The 16,884-nt window shown below is 71.3% G+C and carries 17 protein-coding genes; 10 read left to right on the forward strand and 7 right to left on the reverse strand.

Going from position 1 to position 16,884, the window contains the following annotated elements:
* Positions 1–94 precede the first annotated feature (94 nt).
* Complete coding sequence (locus ACZ4E1_RS35915) at positions 95–709, reverse strand: PepSY domain-containing protein (protein ID WP_467547462.1); 615 nt, start codon at positions 707–709, stop codon at positions 95–97.
* 129 nt (positions 710–838) lie between these two features.
* Between ACZ4E1_RS35915 and ACZ4E1_RS35920 the strand changes: the two genes are divergently transcribed.
* Complete coding sequence (locus ACZ4E1_RS35920; protein ID WP_467547464.1) at positions 839–1,516, forward strand: response regulator transcription factor; 678 nt, start codon at positions 839–841, stop codon at positions 1,514–1,516.
* Positions 1,513–2,964 carry an ATP-binding protein gene (locus ACZ4E1_RS35925; protein WP_467547466.1) on the forward strand — a complete coding sequence of 484 codons (1,452 nt, stop codon included), beginning with the start codon at positions 1,513–1,515 and terminating at the stop codon, positions 2,962–2,964. The genes ACZ4E1_RS35920 and ACZ4E1_RS35925 overlap by 4 nt, the downstream gene beginning before the upstream one ends.
* Before the next feature lie 69 nt (positions 2,965–3,033).
* On the opposite strand, the gene ACZ4E1_RS35930 is transcribed toward ACZ4E1_RS35925, so the two are convergent.
* From ACZ4E1_RS35930 to ACZ4E1_RS35945, 4 genes are all read right to left on the reverse strand, one after another.
* Complete coding sequence (locus tag ACZ4E1_RS35930) at positions 3,034–3,510, reverse strand: MarR family winged helix-turn-helix transcriptional regulator (RefSeq protein WP_467547468.1); 477 nt, start codon at positions 3,508–3,510, stop codon at positions 3,034–3,036.
* 129 nt (positions 3,511–3,639) lie between these two features.
* On the reverse strand, positions 3,640–4,428 hold the full coding sequence (locus tag ACZ4E1_RS35935) for an AIM24 family protein (protein WP_467547469.1): 789 nt from the start codon (positions 4,426–4,428) through the stop codon (positions 3,640–3,642).
* Between the two features lie 14 nt (positions 4,429–4,442).
* A complete protein-coding gene (locus ACZ4E1_RS35940; RefSeq protein WP_467547471.1) occupies positions 4,443–5,093 on the reverse strand; it encodes an AIM24 family protein in 651 nt (216 codons plus the stop codon).
* 1 nt (position 5,094) lies between these two features.
* A complete protein-coding gene (locus ACZ4E1_RS35945; RefSeq protein WP_467547473.1) occupies positions 5,095–5,733 on the reverse strand; it encodes an AIM24 family protein in 639 nt (212 codons plus the stop codon).
* Positions 5,734–5,864: 131 nt separating this feature from the next.
* Here ACZ4E1_RS35945 and ACZ4E1_RS35950 point away from each other — a divergent pair, with 131 nt between their 5' ends.
* From ACZ4E1_RS35950 to glxA, 4 genes are all read left to right on the forward strand, one after another.
* Positions 5,865–6,209, forward strand: a complete 345-nt coding sequence (locus ACZ4E1_RS35950) for a DUF3817 domain-containing protein (RefSeq protein WP_467547475.1) — start codon at positions 5,865–5,867, stop codon at positions 6,207–6,209.
* The gene (locus ACZ4E1_RS35955; RefSeq protein ID WP_467547477.1) at positions 6,206–6,505 is read left to right on the forward strand and encodes an MTH1187 family thiamine-binding protein; all 300 of its coding nucleotides are present in this window, start codon (positions 6,206–6,208) and stop codon (positions 6,503–6,505) included. Before ACZ4E1_RS35950 ends, ACZ4E1_RS35955 begins: the two co-directional genes overlap by 4 nt.
* A gap of 170 nt (positions 6,506–6,675) precedes the next feature.
* Positions 6,676–8,439, forward strand: a complete 1,764-nt coding sequence (locus ACZ4E1_RS35960; RefSeq protein ID WP_467547479.1) for a glycosyltransferase family 2 protein — start codon at positions 6,676–6,678, stop codon at positions 8,437–8,439.
* Positions 8,440–8,442: 3 nt separating this feature from the next.
* Entirely contained in the window at positions 8,443–10,407 is a 1,965-nt protein-coding gene (gene glxA, locus ACZ4E1_RS35965; RefSeq protein ID WP_467547481.1) for a radical copper oxidase GlxA, read from the forward strand.
* Positions 10,408–10,440: 33 nt separating this feature from the next.
* On the opposite strand, the gene ACZ4E1_RS35970 is transcribed toward glxA, so the two are convergent.
* Entirely contained in the window at positions 10,441–11,475 is a 1,035-nt protein-coding gene (locus tag ACZ4E1_RS35970) for a glycoside hydrolase family 6 protein (protein WP_467547483.1), read from the reverse strand.
* A 157-nt stretch (positions 11,476–11,632) separates the two neighbouring features.
* Positions 11,633–12,628, reverse strand: a complete 996-nt coding sequence (locus ACZ4E1_RS35975; protein WP_467547485.1) for an ArsR/SmtB family transcription factor — start codon at positions 12,626–12,628, stop codon at positions 11,633–11,635.
* 80 nt (positions 12,629–12,708) lie between these two features.
* Here ACZ4E1_RS35975 and ACZ4E1_RS35980 point away from each other — a divergent pair, with 80 nt between their 5' ends.
* The 4 genes from ACZ4E1_RS35980 to ACZ4E1_RS35995 all read left to right on the forward strand — a co-directional run bounded on the left by ACZ4E1_RS35980 (position 12,709) and on the right by ACZ4E1_RS35995 (position 16,717).
* A complete protein-coding gene (locus ACZ4E1_RS35980; protein ID WP_467547487.1) occupies positions 12,709–13,989 on the forward strand; it encodes an MFS transporter in 1,281 nt (426 codons plus the stop codon).
* A 21-nt stretch (positions 13,990–14,010) separates the two neighbouring features.
* On the forward strand, positions 14,011–14,520 hold the full coding sequence (locus ACZ4E1_RS35985) for a MarR family winged helix-turn-helix transcriptional regulator (RefSeq protein ID WP_399131456.1): 510 nt from the start codon (positions 14,011–14,013) through the stop codon (positions 14,518–14,520).
* Positions 14,521–14,576: 56 nt separating this feature from the next.
* A complete protein-coding gene (locus ACZ4E1_RS35990) occupies positions 14,577–14,915 on the forward strand; it encodes a DUF3817 domain-containing protein (protein WP_467547489.1) in 339 nt (112 codons plus the stop codon).
* A 101-nt stretch (positions 14,916–15,016) separates the two neighbouring features.
* The gene (locus ACZ4E1_RS35995) at positions 15,017–16,717 is read left to right on the forward strand and encodes an acyl-CoA mutase large subunit family protein (protein WP_467547524.1); all 1,701 of its coding nucleotides are present in this window, start codon (positions 15,017–15,019) and stop codon (positions 16,715–16,717) included.
* The last annotated feature ends 167 nt before the right edge of the window (positions 16,718–16,884 follow it).

The following is a 16,884-nucleotide window of genomic DNA, read 5'->3' on the forward strand; positions in this document are numbered from 1 at the left end:
CGGTACTCGGCGATGATCCTCCGTCCCGACGGCGGCGCTGGGTGGCGAGGCCGATCGCTCCGCGCGCCCGGCGCCGGGTGCCGCCCCAGGCGGGTCAGTCGTCGAGGGACGGGGTCACCGTGACCGTGTTCAGCGGGACCCGCCAGTCCCGCTCCGCGCCGTTCGACCCCGTCGTCTCGACCTCCCACACCCGGTCGTCCAGGTCCACCGACGTGACCTTCCCCTTCGTGGAGGCGGCCCGCACCGCGTCCACCGCCGACGTCGACGCGTCGCCGAGGACCGAGGACACCCGCTCCGCCGAGTCGTCGTCATCGTCACCGTCGTCGTCCCGCTCCACGTGCGAGCCGAGCACCTTGCCCGTGGCGGGGTCGACCTCGACGTGGTGCCACTTGTTCCCCGAGCCGATGACATCGACGTCCCAGACGAGGCGGCCGTCGTCGGAGTCCAGCTCGGCGCCCGTGGCGGTCCCGGACGTGTGGCGCAGCGCCGCCGCGATCGCGTCCTCGGCGCTCAGCTTCGTCTTCGTGTTCGCCTTCGTGGGAGCGGCCTCGTCGCGGTCGTCGTCGTCCCGGTCGGCATGCGAGGCCGACGCCGACGTGGACGTACGGTCGTCGTCGTCCTCCCCGGCGAAGGCGACCGTCGTGGCGGTGCCCGCGCCGAGCACCACGGCGGCGGCGACGGCGGAGAGAGCGAGGGTACGGCGCTTCATGAGAACTCCCGTTCCAAGGGTTCGGTGGGCCGGTTCGGTTCGACGGGGACCACGCTGCCCGACCGATGCTGAAGCCCCGCTGAAGGACCCTGAAGACTCCTTCAGGTTCGACCTGCCACCCTGAGCCCCATGCGCCTGTTGATCGTGGAGGACGAGAAACGCCTCGCCCTGTCGCTGGCGGCGGGGCTCACCGCCGAGGGCTACGCCGTGGACGTCGTCCACGACGGCATCGAGGGCCTGCACCGCGCGAGCGAGGGGACGTACGACCTGGTCGTCCTCGACATCATGCTGCCCGGCATGAACGGCTACCGCGTCTGCGCGACCCTGCGCGCCGCCGGCCACGACGTCCCGATCCTGATGCTCACGGCGAAGGACGGCGAGTACGACGAGGCGGAGGGCCTGGACACGGGCGCGGACGACTATCTGACGAAGCCGTTCTCCTACGTCGTGCTCGTCGCCCGCGTGAAGGCCCTGCTCCGCCGCCGAGGCCGCACCGGCAGCGCGAACCCCGTGCACACCATCGGCCCGTACGCGGTGGACACGGGCGCCCGCAGGGTCACGTCCACCCGGGACGGCGGCACCGAAGTCCCGCTCACGGCCAAGGAGTTCGCCGTGCTGGAACAGCTCGTGCTGCGCCGCGGCGAGGTCGTGTCGAAGAGCGGGATCCTGGAGCACGTCTGGGACTTCGCGTACGAGGGCGACCCGAACATCGTCGAGGTGTACGTCAGCGCCCTGCGCCGCAAGCTCGGCGCGGACCTCATCCGCACGGTGCGCGGCGCCGGCTACCGCCTGGAGGCCCCCCGATGAGCCGCCGCCTCGGCTCCGTACGGGCGCGGGCCACCCTCGCCGCGACCCTCGTCGTCGCGGTGGCCCTGGTCGCGGCCGGTACGTCCCTGGTCCTCGCCCTGCGCAGCAGTCTCACCGGTGAGGCGGACCGGGTGGCGGACTCCGCGGCCCGCCGGGTCGCGACCACTCTCGTCACCCAGCGGGCGACGGACGCGATCGACCTGGACGACGGCGACGCGCCGGTCCAGGTGGTCGACGACGACGGCCGGCTGCTCGCCGCGACCGAGGATCTGGAGCGCGTCACCGGCACCGCGACGGAGCAGGTCCGCCCGGCCGAGGGAGCCCCGGCGGGCGGCGGCCGGGACGACGACGAGGACGACAGCGCGTCCATTCGCCCCGAGGTCTCCGACGACACCCGCTACACCGACGGCAGGGCGACGATCGACGGCGACACGGCCGACTACCGCTTCGCCGCCGTGGAGGTCGACGACACCCCGCGCGGCGACCTCACGGTGTACGCAGGCGCGCCCCTCGCCGCGGAGCGCAGCGCGGTGACGACGGCGTCGACGGCGATGCTGATCGGCTTCCCGGTGCTGCTCGTGGTCGTCGCCGGGGTGACCTGGCTGGTGACGCGGCGGGCGCTGCGCCCGGTCGAGGGCATCCGCGCCGAGATGGCCGCGATCACCGCCTCCCGCGACCTGGGCCGCCGCGTCCCGGTCCCGGACACGCACGACGAGGTGGCCCGCCTGGCCCGGACGACGAACGAGACACTGGCCGCGCTGGCCGACTCGGTGGAGCGCCAGCGCCGGTTCGTGGCGGACGCCTCGCACGAGCTGCGCAGCCCGATCGCCTCGCTGCGCACCCAGCTCGAAGTGGGCGCGGCACACCCGGAGTTGCTCGATGTGCCGGGCGCGGTCGAGGACACCGTACGCCTCCAGGAGCTGGCCGCGGATCTGCTGCTGCTGGCCCGGCTCGACGCGGGGGAGCGGCCGGGCGGCACGGCCGTGGACCTGGCCGCGCTGGTGCGCGAGGAGCTGTCCCAGCGGGTCGGGGACCGGGTGCCGGTGGAGGCGGCGACGCGGGGCGAGGCCCGGGTGACGGGTTCGCGGGGCCAGTTGGCCCGGGTCGTGGCGAACCTGGTCGACAACGCGCAGCGGCACGCCCGGACGAGGGTGCGGGTCACGGTGGAGGGCGGCGGCGCGGGCCGGCCTGCGCGCCTGCTGGTCGCGGACGACGGCGACGGGGTGCCGGAGGCGGAGCGGGAGCGGGTCTTCGAGCGGTTCGTACGGCTCGACGACGCCCGGTCCCGTGACGGTGGCGGGGCGGGTCTGGGCCTCGCCATCGCCCGGGACGTGGCCGAGCGGCACGGGGGCACCCTGACGGTGCGCACCGCGCCCGAGGGCGGCGCGCTGTTCGAACTCACGCTGCCCGGAAGAGAGACCGGAAGAGAAACCGGAGGGCAAAGCTGACGGGCCGGGCGCTTGACGGAGAAGGTCGGCGGTCCTCCGTGCGCTGCCCGGCCGCGCCGTCCGGCTCGCTCAGGGTTTGCCGCGCTGCGAACGCAAGTGTTCGGCGATCGGGCCGAGCGCCTTGCGCAGCCCCGCCAGATCCTCGCCCGGCACGAGGTCGATGAAGTGCCGGCGCACGGACGCCACGTGGTGCGGGGCGACCTGGCGCATGGTCTCCAGACCGTGATCGGTCAGCACGGTGAAGAGCCCGCGCCGGTCGGAGGCGCAGTTCTCCCGGCGGACCAGGCCCGCGTTCTCCATCCGGGTGATCTGGTGCGAGAGGCGGCTCTTGGACTGCAGGGTGGCGGCCGCGAGGTCGCTCATCCGCATCCGCTGGTCTTCCGCCTCCGAGAGGTTGACCAGGATCTCGTAGTCGTTCATCGTCAGGCCGAACGGCTGGAGGTCTCGTTCCAGCTGATAGTTCAGCAGCCTGTTGACCTCCAGGTGGGTGCGCCAGGCGCACTGTTCCTCGTCGGTCAGCCACGGCGTGGCCGTCTGGGTCTCCATGTGATCGAGTCTACCTAAAAAGTTGAAAGGCGAACGAATCTGGGACTTGTGACGCCGCCCACCCCGGTGTGCACCAGTCGTCCCCCCGATGGGTTCACGCGTTCGACGTCACACTCCGCAGATTACCGCTCACAGCCCGAAGCGACGCTGGAGGTCGCCGAGCTGTCCGGGAAGGCGCGGTACGGATGGCTGACCTGTGGAGCCTGTGTGTCCGCCCGGCGCGCCGCCTGGAACACCGGCCTGGTGAGGTACGTCACCCGTCGCCTGTTCGGGCATCAACGACTCGCTGGACTGCAACAACACCGTGCCGGCCCCCACGAACTCGAACTGGTGCTCCTCGCCGGAGACCCCGCCGATCCCCGTCATCGCACGTAGACCGCCGATCACGCCCGTCAGATAACCGTGGTCGTAGTGGTGGCACGGTGACGGGCAGTCGGCCCAGCCGACGAGCGCCTGCGGATCCACCCGGATCGGCGGCTCCATGAAGACGACGGGGCCGTTGGAGGCCGCCACGAATTTGCCGGTGCCAATGAGCGTCAGGAAACCCGGCACGATCGATTGCTTCAGTGCCAGAGTTGGCTGAAAAGCAAGCAGGTTGCCCGCCCGGATGGTCAGATTCCCGTCATCCAGGTCGTAGGAGTTCACATCGAAGGCCCGGTCGGCGAGCAGCATCTTGCCGCTGCCCTCCGCCACCACCCAGTCGCTCGCGTGCAGCGGGGAGTGGAACGAGGTGCGCACGAGCCGGTCGAGGCGGCCGTGCCCGATCCCGTTGAAGTCGATGCTCCCGTAGTAGGCGATCATCTTCCCCTTCTGCAGGAACCACCGACCGCTGCCGCCCTGGCCGCCGCCCTTCAGTTCCACGCAGAAGGTGTACGCGTTCACGTTGTCGTCCGCCGGCAGGGTCGCCGGGTCGAACACCGCGGGTCCACTCGTCACAGCTTCTCCTCCGAGGCCTGCACGTACACCGCGCCGCTGCCGCTCAGCTCCAGCTGGAACGCCTCGCCGCTGCCGCGCCCCACCATGTCCCGCCAGCCGAGCGCCGTCGACAGCCTGTTGCGCACGTCCCCGTGGTGGGCGACGTACGCCTGCGGGTCGACATGCACCTCGCGGCCCGGGGTGATCGGCACCTCGACGACCCCGCCGTGCGCCATGACGGCCACCGCGCCGTGCCCCTGGAGCGTCGTCGTGAACAGGCCCTGGCCGCTGACCTGCCCCCGCACCATGCCCATCACGCCGCCCTGCGAGCCGAGGAACATCGTGCCCTGGCGCAGCGCCCCGTCGAACGCGAGCAGCCGGTCCGCCTCCACGTAGAGGGTGTCGCCCGTCAGCTCGATGATCTGGATGTGGTGTCCGCCGTGCCCGAACAGGACCGTGCCGCTGCCCTCGACCGTCATCAGCGGCGCCGCCTCACCGGCTATCCGACGCCCGATCATCGACATCAGCCCGCCCTGCCCGCTCTGCACGTTGGGCGTGAAGGACACGTCCCCCTTGTACGCGAGCATCGCGCCGCGCTGGCTGTAGAGGCGCTGCCCCGGCAGGACCGTCGCCTCGATCATCTTCGAGTTGATCTCACGGAAGGCCATGTCACACATCCCCCGCGATCGTGTTCCGCTCGCTGGGCTGGACGTAGACGAGCCCGTCGCCCTCGAAGCAGATCTGGAAGGCCTCGCCGCCTCCCTCTCCCAGGAACGTACGGAAGGTGACGCCCGACTGGAACGACTGACTCAGGTTCCCCTGGTGGGCGACGTACGCGCCCGGGTCCACGGTCAGCGGGTACTGGCGGCTGACGCGCAGCACCACGGCCGGGCCGTCGCTCATGATCGCCGCCTGGCCGTGGCCCTCGACGGTCGTCGTGAACAGCCCGTTGCCCTGCGAGGCGCCGCGCAGGCCCGTGAAGCTCGTGCCGGTGCGCAGGCCCGCGTCCGTGCACAGCAGATTGCTCGACTCGACGTAGAGCTTGTCCCCGCGCAGGTCCACCAGATTGATCTCGCTCGCCCGGTCCGCGAACCAGCAGGTGCCCTGCCCCTTCACCTCCATCACCGTCAGCTGCTCGCCCGTGATGCGCCGGGTCACCATCCCCCGGATCCCCTCGCCACCCCCGCTCAGCTTCTTGAAGGCCATCCGGCCGTCGTACGCGACCATCGACCCGTTCTTCGCTCTGACGCTGTCGCCCGTCATGTCGACGGCCAGCATCTTGCTGCCCTGGAGTCGGAACGTTGCCACGGGGTCGACGGTATCGGGACCGGGGAGCCCGCCGACAGGGCACGGGGGAGGCGGTGCCACAATGGAAACGCTTGTGCGCACGTTCACAAGATCGTCATGTCCTGACAAAGAACTTCTGCCGAAGGTGCCCCGTGGACATCAAGACCGCCTCCGCCCTCCGACGCCTCCGCCTGGTCTCCGGACCGGAGGCCGTCTCCTTCCTCCTGCTCCTCGTGTGCTCCGTGCTCAAGCGCACGACGGACTTCAACGCGGTGCCGGTCATGGGCGCGGTGCACGGCATCCTCTTCGTCCTCTACGTCATCTTCTGGCTGGACGCCTGGAACCGCACGAAGTGGAGCTTCGGCACCGCCGCGCTCTACTTCGTCCTCTCCGTCCTGCCCACCGGCGGCTTCTTCGCCGAGCGCAAGCTCAAGCGCGAGGCCGAGAGCGCGGTCATCGCCTCCCGCGCCCGCAAGGAAGGCGTGGTCAACGCATGATCGTCGCCTTCTCCGTGACCCCGCTCGGGGTCGGCGAGGACGTGGGGGAGTACGTCGCCGACGCCGTCCGCGTCGTCCGCGAGTCCGGACTGCCGAACCGCACCGACGCGATGTTCACCTCGATCGAGGGCGAGTCCTGGGACGAGGTCATGGACGTCGTCAAGCGCGCCGTCGCCGCCGTCGAGGAGCGCGCCCCGCGCGTCTCGCTCGTCCTCAAGGCCGACATCCGACCCGGCGTCACCGACGGTCTGACGTCGAAGGTCGACACCGTCGAGCGACACCTCACCGCCGGCTAGTCCCGAGCCGACACGCCGTCAGGCGGCGCGGGCCAAACCGCCCGCGCCGCTCAACTCCCCTGCTTGGCCCTACCACTCACTCGTCCGCCCCCTTCTGGTTCGACACGCCCGTAGATGTCCCTTTTGGTGAGGGTATCGATACGGCCGAACACCAGATCCTGGAGGGCGCTGTGCGGCCTGAGGGCTACGACTACGACACCTACAGCCGGCTCGCCGGACCGCTGACCCAGCCGTCCGGCCGGGGCCGCTACCGGGTCCAGTACGCATCTCTGCTCTCGCGCGAGCCCCGCCGAATACGCGCCGTCCTGCTGATGACCCTGGCGCCGGTGCTCACCGGAGTCCTCCTCGTCTACCTCGTCTGGCCCAGCCACTGGGTCGAGCGCGAGGGCGGCGACAGCTGGCTCGTCGGACTCGACATCGTGATGCTCGTGTCCATCGGGCTCATCGAGCTGTTCATGGTCGTCAACGTCATATCCATCGCCCACGCGACGATGGTCGCCCGGGACCCCGTGCCGGTGGTCCCCGAACCGGGCACCCGGGTCGCGTTCCTCACCACGTACGTCCCCGGCAAGGAACCCCTCGCGATGGTGCGCGCCACCCTCGAAGGGGCGGTCCGGATCCGGCACGACGGACCCTTCGACGTCTGGCTCCTCGACGAGGGCGACGACCCCGCCGCCAAGGCCCTGTGCGCCGAGCTCGGCGTCCGCCACTTCACCCGCCACGGTGTACCGGAGTGGAACCGGGAGAAGGGCCCGCACAAGACCCGCACGAAGCACGGCAACTACAACGCCTGGCTCGCGATGCACGGCGGCGGCTACGAGTTCTTCGCGTCCGTCGACACCGACCACGTGCCGCACCCCGAGTTCCTCGAACGCACGATGGGCTACTTCCGCGACCCGGACATCGCCTTCGTCGTCGGCCCCCAGGTGTACGGCAACTACACCTCCCCGGTCACCAAGGCCGCCGAGTCCCAGCAGTTCCTCTTCCACGCGCTGATCCAGCGGGCCGGCAACCGCTACCGCGCCCCCATGTTCGTCGGCACGAACAACGTCGTCCGGATCAGCGCCCTGCGCCAGATCGGCGGCCTCGTCGACTCGATCACCGAGGACATGGCCACCGGCTTCGAGATCCACCGCCACCGCAACCCGCTCACCCGGGCCCACTGGCGCTCCGTCTACACCCCCGACGTGCTCGCCGTCGGCGAGGGCCCCGCCTCCTGGACGGACTTCTTCACCCAGCAGATGCGCTGGTCGCGCGGCACCTACGAGACGCTGTTCAAGCAGTACTGGAAGGCGCCGTTCTCGATGCCCCCGGGCCGCCTCTTCTCGTACACGATGATGCTCGTCTACTACCCCATGACGGCCGTCAACTGGCTGCTCGGTGTGCTCAGTTGCGTGCTGTTCCTCTGGTTCGGGGCCTCCGGCACCGAGGTGTCCGCGTCCGTGTGGCTCATGCTCTACAGCGACGCCGCCGCGCTCCAGATCGGCCTCTACCTGTGGAACCGGCGGCACAACGTCTCGCCGCACGAACCCACCGGCTCCGGCGGACTCGCCGGCATGGCGATGTCGGCCATCTCCGCGCCCATCTACCTGAAGTCGCTCGGCGCGGCCCTGCTGCGCCGCCCCAGCCGCTTCGTGGTCACCCCCAAGGGCGGCGACGCCAGCCCCGACCGGCCGCTGACCTTCCGCATCCACCTGGCCTGGGCCGGTGTCCTCGCCGCGTCCCTCGCGGCGTCCGTCGTCCTCGACCACACCCACGCGGCCATGCGCACCTGGGCGGTCCTCGCCCTGTGCATCGCGCTCGCCCCGGCCGTCGTCTGGGCCGTCACCGAGCGCCGGCGCCGCCCGGCGGCCGCGCCCGTCGCCGAGCCCGAACCGGAGCCGGCCCTCGCCGTCGCCTCCGGCATGTCCAGCCCGAGCACAGGAGGGAACTGATCCATGGCCTACCGGCCTTCCCCGCGCATGAAGAAGAGCGTCCTGACGGCGAGCGCGGTCGCCCTCCTCGTCGGACTCAACGCACCGGCCGCCTGGACCTTCGCCTCCGAGCAGTACTACGACTGGAAGATCGCGCAGCCCGAGTACCAGGCGCAGTACGGCTCCTGGAGCCAGGTCTCGATCCCGAAGGAGTACCGCACCAACGCCATCCACGCGGCGCTCCTGCACACCGGCAAGGTCCTGATCGTCGCCGGCTCGGGCAACGAGCAGAAGAAGTTCGACGCGGGGTCCTTCGACACCGTGCTGTGGGACCCGAGGGCGAACACCTTCAAGAAGATCCCCACCCCCGTCGACTTCTTCTGCGGCGGCCACGCCCAACTGCCCTCCGGCAAGCTCCTGGTGGCCGGCGGCACCGCCCGCTACGAGCAGCTCGACGGCGAGGTCACCAAGGCCGGCGGCGGCATGCGCGTCAAGAACGAGAGCCCCGACAAGGAGATGGTCCTCAAGAAGGGCACGAAGTTCCGCTCGCCGTCGGGCGTCGAGTACGTCTCCCAGTTCGACGTCACCGTCCCCAAGGCCCAGCGCAAGCAGCAGATCACGTACAACCGCCGGGGCGTCATGCAGCCCTGGAAGACCACGGTCAAGGCGAGCGAGGCCCGCGTCTTCGTGCAGGCCGCCCACAAGGGCAAGCAGTACGAGACGAAGAAGCAGGCCCAGTACGAGATCGAGGGACTCGACGGCAAGGACGCCGACAACGTCTACGGGATCTCCGAGAAGATCACCATGGACAAGGAGGACTTCCAGGGGATCAGGGAGGCCTACGAGTTCGACCCCGTCGCCGAGAAGTACGTACCGGTCGACCCGATGGAGAAGGCCCGCTGGTACCCGACGCTGGTCGGCCTGGAGGACGGCCGGGTGCTCGCGGTGTCCGGGCTCGACGACGTCGGCGTCATCGACCCCGGCGACAACGAGATCTACGACCCCGAGACCAAGAAGTGGTCGATGGGCCCCAAGCGGTACTTCCCGACGTACCCGGCGCTCTTCCTCACCAAGGGCGGCAAGCTCTTCTATCCAGCGTCCAACGCCGGGTACGGGCCGGCGACCAAGGGCCGGCAGCCGGGTCTGTGGGACCTGAAGACCAACACGTTCGAGAAGGTGCCGGGCCTCGTCGACCAGGACGAGACGGAGACTTCGGCGTCGCTGCTGCTGCCGCCGGCGCAGGACCAGAAGGTGATGGTGCTCGGCGGCGGAGGCGTCGGCGAGTCCAAGCGGGCGACGGCGCGCACCTCGGTGGTGGACCTCAAGGAGAAGAACCCGTCCTTCAAGACGGGACCCGACCTCCCGCAGGGCACCCGCTACCTGAACAGCGTGATCATGCCGGACGACACCGTGTTCACCACGAACGGCTCCTCCGACTACCGCGGGCGCAGCGCCAGCAACATCCTCGCGGCGCAGTTCTACGACCCGAAGGACAACGCCTTCCACGAGGCCGCGTCGCCCAAGGTCGGCCGCAACTACCACTCGGAGGCGCTGCTGCTGCCCGACGGCCGGGTGGCCACCTTCGGCTCCGACCCGCTCTTCGACGACCAGCAGAACACCAAGCTGGGCCACTTCGAGCAGCGCATGGAGATCTTCACGCCGCCCGCGCTGCACCGGGCCGCCGGAAAGCGGCCGGTTCTCGGCAAGGGGCCCGAGGAACTGCCGGACAGTCACCGGGCGACGTTCGCCACGGACCAGGCCGACCGCATCGTGAAGGCGCGTCTCATGCGCCCGTCCGCCGTGACCCACACGACGGACGTGGAGCAGCGCTCGATCGAACTCGGCGTGAAGAAGGGGAAGGGCGCAGTCACCGTCGACGTCCCGAAGGACCCGACGCTGGTGCCGCCGGGCTGGTACATGCTCTTCGTGTCGGACGCCGACGGTGTGTCGTCCGAGGCGAAGTGGATCAAGGTCGGCTCGGACGACTAGCGGTTCCCGCGCGGTACGGGGGAGTGGTGGGCGTCAGGACTTCGCGCCGCGGGCCAGGCCCAGCGCGTAGTCGGCCCACCACTTTCCCGCGGGCGGGCCGCTCCGGCAGGTCCCGTCCGACTCGCCGGGCCGCTTGACCCACAGGAAGGCGTCGACCAGCGGATCACCCGTGTTCGTGGTCGGCGCCTTGCCGAGCGCGCGGCCGGGCGGATTGCACCACGCCTCCGCCTGGCCGTCGCCGTAGGGCCCCGCGCCGTTGCGGCTCGTGTCCACGACGAAGTGCGCGCCGCCCAGCCGCTGCGACAGCTGCCGTCCGTACGCCGTACTGGCCGCGTCCGTCTGGAAGTTGGAGACGTTGAGGGCGAAGCCGTCGGCCCGGTCGACACCGGCCCGGCGCAGCGGCTCCACCAGTTTCGACGCGTCCGGGATCCACGCCGGGTTCCCCGCGTCGAGGTACACCTTCGTGTTCGGCTGCTTCTTCAGCCGGTCGATCGCGCCGGAGATCAGCTGGTAGCGCTCCTCCTGGTACTCGGCGGGGGTGCAGCCGTCGACGATGTGGCCGAGCGCGTCCGGTTCGAGGACGACGAGGGCCTTCGCGTCGCCGATGCCCGTCGCGAACGCGTCGATCCACTGGTAGTAGAAGTCCGCGCTGTGCGCGCCGCCGGCCGAGTGCTGGCCGCAGTCCCGGTGCGGGATGTTGTAGGCGACCAGGACCAGGGTCTTGTCGGCCTTCTTCGCCTGCGTGCCCGCCTGGGCGATCGCCGGACGCGGATAGTCGCCGGGCACCCACATGCCCTGCGGGTGCGCGGAGATCCGCCGGATCGCCTCGGCGTCGGCGGTGCGCCCCTGCTTCTGCCAGGTCTCCGCCTGGAGGGCGGCGGAGGACTCGGGGTCGACCCAGAACGGGGAGTCGTCGGTGGCGCGGCCGGGGGCGGTGCGCCCGGCGGAGGTGGCGGCGCGGCCCTCGCGGCCGGCGTCGGCGCAGCCGGCGGCGAGGGTGGTCAGGAGGAGTGCGGCGGCGGCGAGCGCGAGGCCGCGGACCGGTGGACGGACGGACGGGACGGGCATCCTGCCCCCAGGTTCGGAGCGAGTGGTTCGGAGCGGGGTCGTACGAAGGCGGGGTCGTGCGGAGCGGGGTGGTGCGTGCCGCATGCTACGGAGAGAACCTGCCCAAACCTGTGCAATCGGGACGACAGCACCCGGAGTTCCGCCGATCAGGCCCGGCTCACGGCTCCTCCTGGCCGCCCGTCACCAGCGCGCCGCCCAGCGGTGTCCGCTCGTACAGGACCTGATGGCCCTGCCGGTGCGTGGTGAGCAGGCCGGCCGCGCGCAGCGCCGTCAGATGGGCCGACACGGAGGACGGGGCCAGGCCCAGGGTGTGGGCCAGCGCGCTCGTCGAGGTCGGGGCGCCGAGCGCGCTCAGCACGTCCGCGCGACGGCGGCCCAGGATCCCGGCGAGCGCCTCCGGAGCGGCACCGGACGGCTGCGTCCACAGGCCGCCGATCCCGCGCACCGGGTACACCACGGTGGGCTGCCACGGGGGCTCGAACCCGCTGATCACCTCGGGCCACGCGAACACACTCGGCATGAGGACCAGGCCCTGCCCGTCCAGGCTGCGGCGGTGGCTGCTCGCGCGGGCCGTGAGCGTCAGCGTCGCCGGGTCCCAGTCGATCCGCGGATGCAGCTCCGAGAGCAGCCCCTCCAGACCCACCCGCGCCAACCGCCCGGAGTGGTACGCGACATCCGCTTCGAGCAGCGCGCGCAGCCGGGGCCAGTCCGGCTCCACCAGCACCTGCCAGGCCCGCTCCAGGGTGTCCGCGAGCTCCTGCACCGCGCGCCCCGGATCGGCCAGCATCGCCCGCCCCTGCGGGGTCTCGGCGGCGCCCTTCGTGCAGGCCAGCGACAGCGCGAGGTCCTTGCGGGCCACGTCCGGCGCGGTCGCCCGCACCGCCGCGAGCTCCTCGTCGAACGTCGCCGCCGGCCCGATCGGCGGCGGCCCGAGAAAGTCCGGGGTGTGCCCGCGCCGCGGCATCAGCAGCCGCACCGCCGTCAGGTCGAGCCCCCGCGCGGCCTCGCGGATCCGCCGCAGCCAGGGCAGGTGATACCCGTGCCGGTCCGGCCGCCCCAGCGTGCGGATCGCGTCCTGCGTCTCCCACAACGGCGACACCGCGAACCGGCACCGCAGCAGATCGCTCTCCCCGAAATGCAGATACAACGCCACGCCCGCGCTCCTCCCCGATCCAACATTCGGCCCCAGCCGAAACACTACGACCGGCTCCGCCGCGGGGACAGGGTCGACTCATGACGCAGGACCAGCAGCAACAGCAGAACCCCGGCGCCGCCACGGACGAACCGGCCGCCGGTTACGGGCGGCTCTTCGGCGTCGCCGAGTTCCGGGCCGTGTTCGTCGCGCACGCCGCCTCCCTCTTCGGGGTCGTCGTCGCCGAGATCTCGCTCAGCGTGCTCGTGTACCGGCTCTCCGGGTCACCGCTGCTCAGCGCGCTCACCTTCGCCCTCGGGTTCCTGCCGTACGCGATCGGCGGGACCCTGCTCTCCGGGATCGCCGACCGGTACCCGCCGCGCCGGGTCCTCGTCGCCTGCGACCTGCTCTGCGCCGGCTGCGCGCTCCTGATGGCGCTGCCCGTCACCCCGGTCGCCGCGCTGCTCGCCCTGCGCTTCCTCATCGCGCTCGTCTCGCCCGTCTTCAACGGCACCCGCATGGCCACCCTCACCGACGTGCTCGGCGACGGCGACCTGTTCGTGCTCGGCCGCTCCCTGCTGCGGATCGTCTCGCAGAGCGCCGTCCTCGGCGGCCTCGCCCTCGGCGGCGTCCTGCTCACCGTCCTGCCCCCGCGCGGCGCCCTCGCCATCACCGTCGTCACGTTCCTGTGCTCGGCGGCGCTGCTGCGCCTCGGCACCCGCCGCAGGCCCGCCCGCACCCCCGAACCCCGCGCCCTGATCAGCCACTCCCTCGCCGGCGCCCGCCAGCTGTTCGCCCACCGCAGGCTGCGCGCCCTCGTCCTCCTGCTCTGGGTGCCGCCCCTCTTCTCCGTCGTTCCGGAGGTCCTCGCGGCGGCGTACGCGGACGACATCGGCGCCGGCACCTCCGCCGTCGGCCTCCTCATGTGCGCGATGGCCGTCGGCACGATCAGCGGCGAGCTCGTCGCCGGATCCGTCCTCTCGCCCGCCGCGCGCGCCCGGATCGCCCTCCCGCTGGCCTGCCTGACCCTGCTGCCGCTCGCCGGCTACGCGGCCACCCCCGGCCTCGCCGCGACGCTGCCCCTGCTGCTGCTCTCCGGGCTCGGCTTCGCGTACACGCTCGGCGTCGACCGCTGGTTCGTCGACGAACTCCCCGAGGAACTGCGGGGCCGCGCCATGACCGTGCACAACGCGGGCCTGATGACCGTCCAGGGCATCGGGGCGGCCCTCGCCGGAGTGGCCGCCGAGACCTTCGGGGTCGCCGCGGCGGTCACCGCGGCCGGTGTGCTCGGCACCGTCTGCTGCACCGCGCTGGCCTTCGAGGTGCGGGCGAGCGCGCGGACCGGGAGGTCAAAGGGCGAGACGGGGCTGACCACCATATGACCGGCCGGTATGGTCTGGGGCGTGCCGAAGCCGCTCAGTCTTGCCTTCGATCCGATCGCCCGCGCCGACGAACTCTGGGAACAACGCTGGGGTGCCGTGCCGTCCATGGCCGCGATCACCTCGATCATGCGCGCGCACCAGATCCTGCTCGGCGAGGTCGACTCCGTCGTCAAGCCGTACGGACTCACCTTCGCGCGCTACGAGGCACTGGTGCTGCTCACCTTCTCCAAGGCGGGCGAACTGCCGATGTCGAAGATCGGTGAGCGGCTCATGGTCCACCCCACCTCGGTGACGAACACCGTCGACCGTCTCGTGCGGTCCGGTCTCGTCGCCAAGCGCCCGAACCCCAACGACGGCCGCGGCACGCTGGCCACCATCACGGAGAAGGGCCGCGAGGTCGTCGAGGCGGCCACCCGCGACCTGATGGCCATGGACTTCGGCCTCGGCGTCTACGACGCGGAGGAGTGCGCCGAGATCTTCGCGATGCTCCGCCCGCTGCGGGTGGCGGCGAAGGATTTCGACGAGGCGTGACGGAGCCCACCGGGCCCGCCTCAAGATCTCGCAAAACGGACGGTTACGCTCGACGCATGAAGAAGAGCGTGCTGACCCGCTACCGCGTCATGGCCTTCGTGACCGGTGTCCTCCTCGTCCTGCTCTGCCTCGGCATGATCGCGAAGTACGCGTTCAAGACGGACGGGGCCGACGACATCACCAAGGTCATCGCCATCGCGCACGGCTGGCTCTACGTCGTCTACCTGATCTGCGCCTTCGACCTGGGCTCCAAGGCGAAGTGGCCGGTCGGCAAGCAGCTGTGGGTGCTGATCGCGGGCACCATCCCGACGGCCGCCTTCTTCGTGGAGCGCAAGGTCTCCGCCGAGCTGGAGGCCAAGGTCGCCGACGGCGGCCGGAAGCTCGCCGAGGCATAAGCCGAGGAGTCAACGGCACACCCCCCCGCCCGCACGAGCTGCGGGCGGTTTGCCATCGACATTTACTAGGACGTCCTAGTAAATTCGAAGGCATGGGAAGCATGGACGCTGACGCCATCGAGGAGGGCCGCCGTCGCTGGCAGGCCCGTTACGACGCCGCCCGGAAGCGGGACGCCGACTTCACCACGCTGTCCGGTGATCCGGTCGACCCGGTCTACGGGCCACGGCCCGGGGACACGTACGAGGGCTTCGAGCGGATCGGCTGGCCCGGCGAGTACCCGTTCACCCGCGGCCTGTACCCGACCGGCTACCGGGGCCGCACGTGGACGATCCGCCAGTTCGCCGGGTTCGGCAACGCGGAGCAGACCAACGAGCGCTACAAGATGATCCTCAAGGCCGGCGGCGGCGGTCTCTCCGTCGCCTTCGACATGCCCACGCTCATGGGCCGCGACTCCGACGACCCGCGTTCGCTCGGCGAGGTCGGCCACTGCGGCGTCGCCATCGACTCCGCCGCCGACATGGAGGTCCTCTTCAAGGACATCCCGCTCGGCGACGTCACCACCTCCATGACGATCAGCGGCCCCGCCGTCCCGGTCTTCTGCATGTACCTGGTCGCCGCCGAGCGCCAGGGCGTCGACCCGGCCGTGCTCAACGGCACGCTCCAGACCGACATCTTCAAGGAGTACATCGCGCAGAAGGAGTGGCTCTTCGAGCCCGAGCCCCATCTGCGCCTCATCGGCGACCTGATGGAGCACTGCGCCGCCTCCATCCCGGCGTACAAGCCGCTCTCGGTCTCCGGCTACCACATCCGCGAGGCCGGAGCCACGGCCGCGCAGGAGCTCGCCTACACCCTCGCCGACGGCTTCGGCTACGTGGAGCTCGGCCTCTCCCGCGGCCTCGACGTCGACGTCTTCGCCCCCGGCCTGTCCTTCTTCTTCGACGCGCACCTCGACTTCTTCGAGGAGATCGCCAAGTTCCGCGCCGCCCGCCGGATCTGGGCCCGCTGGATGAAGGAGGTCTACGGCGCCAAGACCGACAAGGCCCAGTGGCTGCGCTTCCACACCCAGACCGCCGGTGTCTCCCTCACCGCCCAGCAGCCGTACAACAACGTCGTACGCACCGCGGTCGAGGCCCTCTCCGCCGTCCTCGGCGGCACCAACTCCCTGCACACCAACGCCCTCGACGAGACCCTCGCGCTGCCCAGCGAGCAGGCCGCCGAGATCGCGCTGCGCACCCAGCAGGTGCTGATGGAGGAGACCGGCGTCGCCAACGTCGCCGACCCGCTGGGCGGTTCCTGGTACGTCGAGCAGCTCACCGACCGCATCGAGGCCGACGCCGAGAAGATCTTCGACCAGATCAAGGAGCGGGGCCTGCGGGCGCACCCCGACGGGCAGCACCCCATCGGTCCGATCACCTCGGGCATCCTGCGCGGCATCGAGGACGGCTGGTTCACCGGCGAGATCGCCGAGTCCGCCTTCCAGTACCAGCAGTCCCTGGAGAAGGGCGACAAGCGGGTCGTCGGCGTCAACGTCCACCACGGGTCCGTCACCGGGGATCTGGAGATCCTGCGGGTCAGCCACGAGGTGGAGCGCGAGCAGGTCCGCGAGCTCGCCGGCCGCAAGGGGGGCCGGGACGAGGCGAAGGTGCGGGTCGCTCTCGAGGCGATGGTCGCTGCCGCGCGGGACGGGTCGAACATGATCGCCCCGATGCTCGACGCGGTCCGCGCGGAGGCGACTCTGGGTGAGATCTGTGGCGTCCTGCGCGACGAGTGGGGCGTGTACGTGGAGCCCGCCGGCTTCTGAGTCCGTCTGCGGGCCCGGTGGGGGGGGGGGGGGGGGGGGGGGGGGGGGGGGGGGGGGGGGGGGGGGGGGGGGGGGGGGGGGGGGGGGGGGGGCGGGGGGGGGGGGGCGGGGGCGCCCCGGGGCGGGGGGGGGGGGGGCCCCCCCCCCACGACCGCCCACCGGGCCCA

Source organism: Streptomyces sp. NPDC025806 (assembly GCF_055558275.1).

Coding starts and splice junctions, on each gene's coding strand:
- ACZ4E1_RS35915 (WP_467547462.1), bottom strand. CDS start 709: ATGAAGCGCCGTACCCTCGCTCTCTCCGCCGTCGCCGCCGCCGTGGTG.
- ACZ4E1_RS35920 (WP_467547464.1), top strand. CDS start 839: ATGCGCCTGTTGATCGTGGAGGACGAGAAACGCCTCGCCCTGTCGCTG.
- ACZ4E1_RS35925 (WP_467547466.1), top strand. CDS start 1,513: ATGAGCCGCCGCCTCGGCTCCGTACGGGCGCGGGCCACCCTCGCCGCG.
- ACZ4E1_RS35930 (WP_467547468.1), bottom strand. CDS start 3,510: ATGGAGACCCAGACGGCCACGCCGTGGCTGACCGACGAGGAACAGTGC.
- ACZ4E1_RS35940 (WP_467547471.1), bottom strand. CDS start 5,093: ATGGCCTTCCGTGAGATCAACTCGAAGATGATCGAGGCGACGGTCCTG.
- ACZ4E1_RS35955 (WP_467547477.1), top strand. CDS start 6,206: ATGATCGTCGCCTTCTCCGTGACCCCGCTCGGGGTCGGCGAGGACGTG.
- glxA (WP_467547481.1), top strand. CDS start 8,443: ATGGCCTACCGGCCTTCCCCGCGCATGAAGAAGAGCGTCCTGACGGCG.
- ACZ4E1_RS35970 (WP_467547483.1), bottom strand. CDS start 11,475: ATGCCCGTCCCGTCCGTCCGTCCACCGGTCCGCGGCCTCGCGCTCGCC.
- ACZ4E1_RS35980 (WP_467547487.1), top strand. CDS start 12,709: ATGACGCAGGACCAGCAGCAACAGCAGAACCCCGGCGCCGCCACGGAC.
- ACZ4E1_RS35990 (WP_467547489.1), top strand. CDS start 14,577: ATGAAGAAGAGCGTGCTGACCCGCTACCGCGTCATGGCCTTCGTGACC.
- ACZ4E1_RS35995 (WP_467547524.1), top strand. CDS start 15,017: ATGGACGCTGACGCCATCGAGGAGGGCCGCCGTCGCTGGCAGGCCCGT.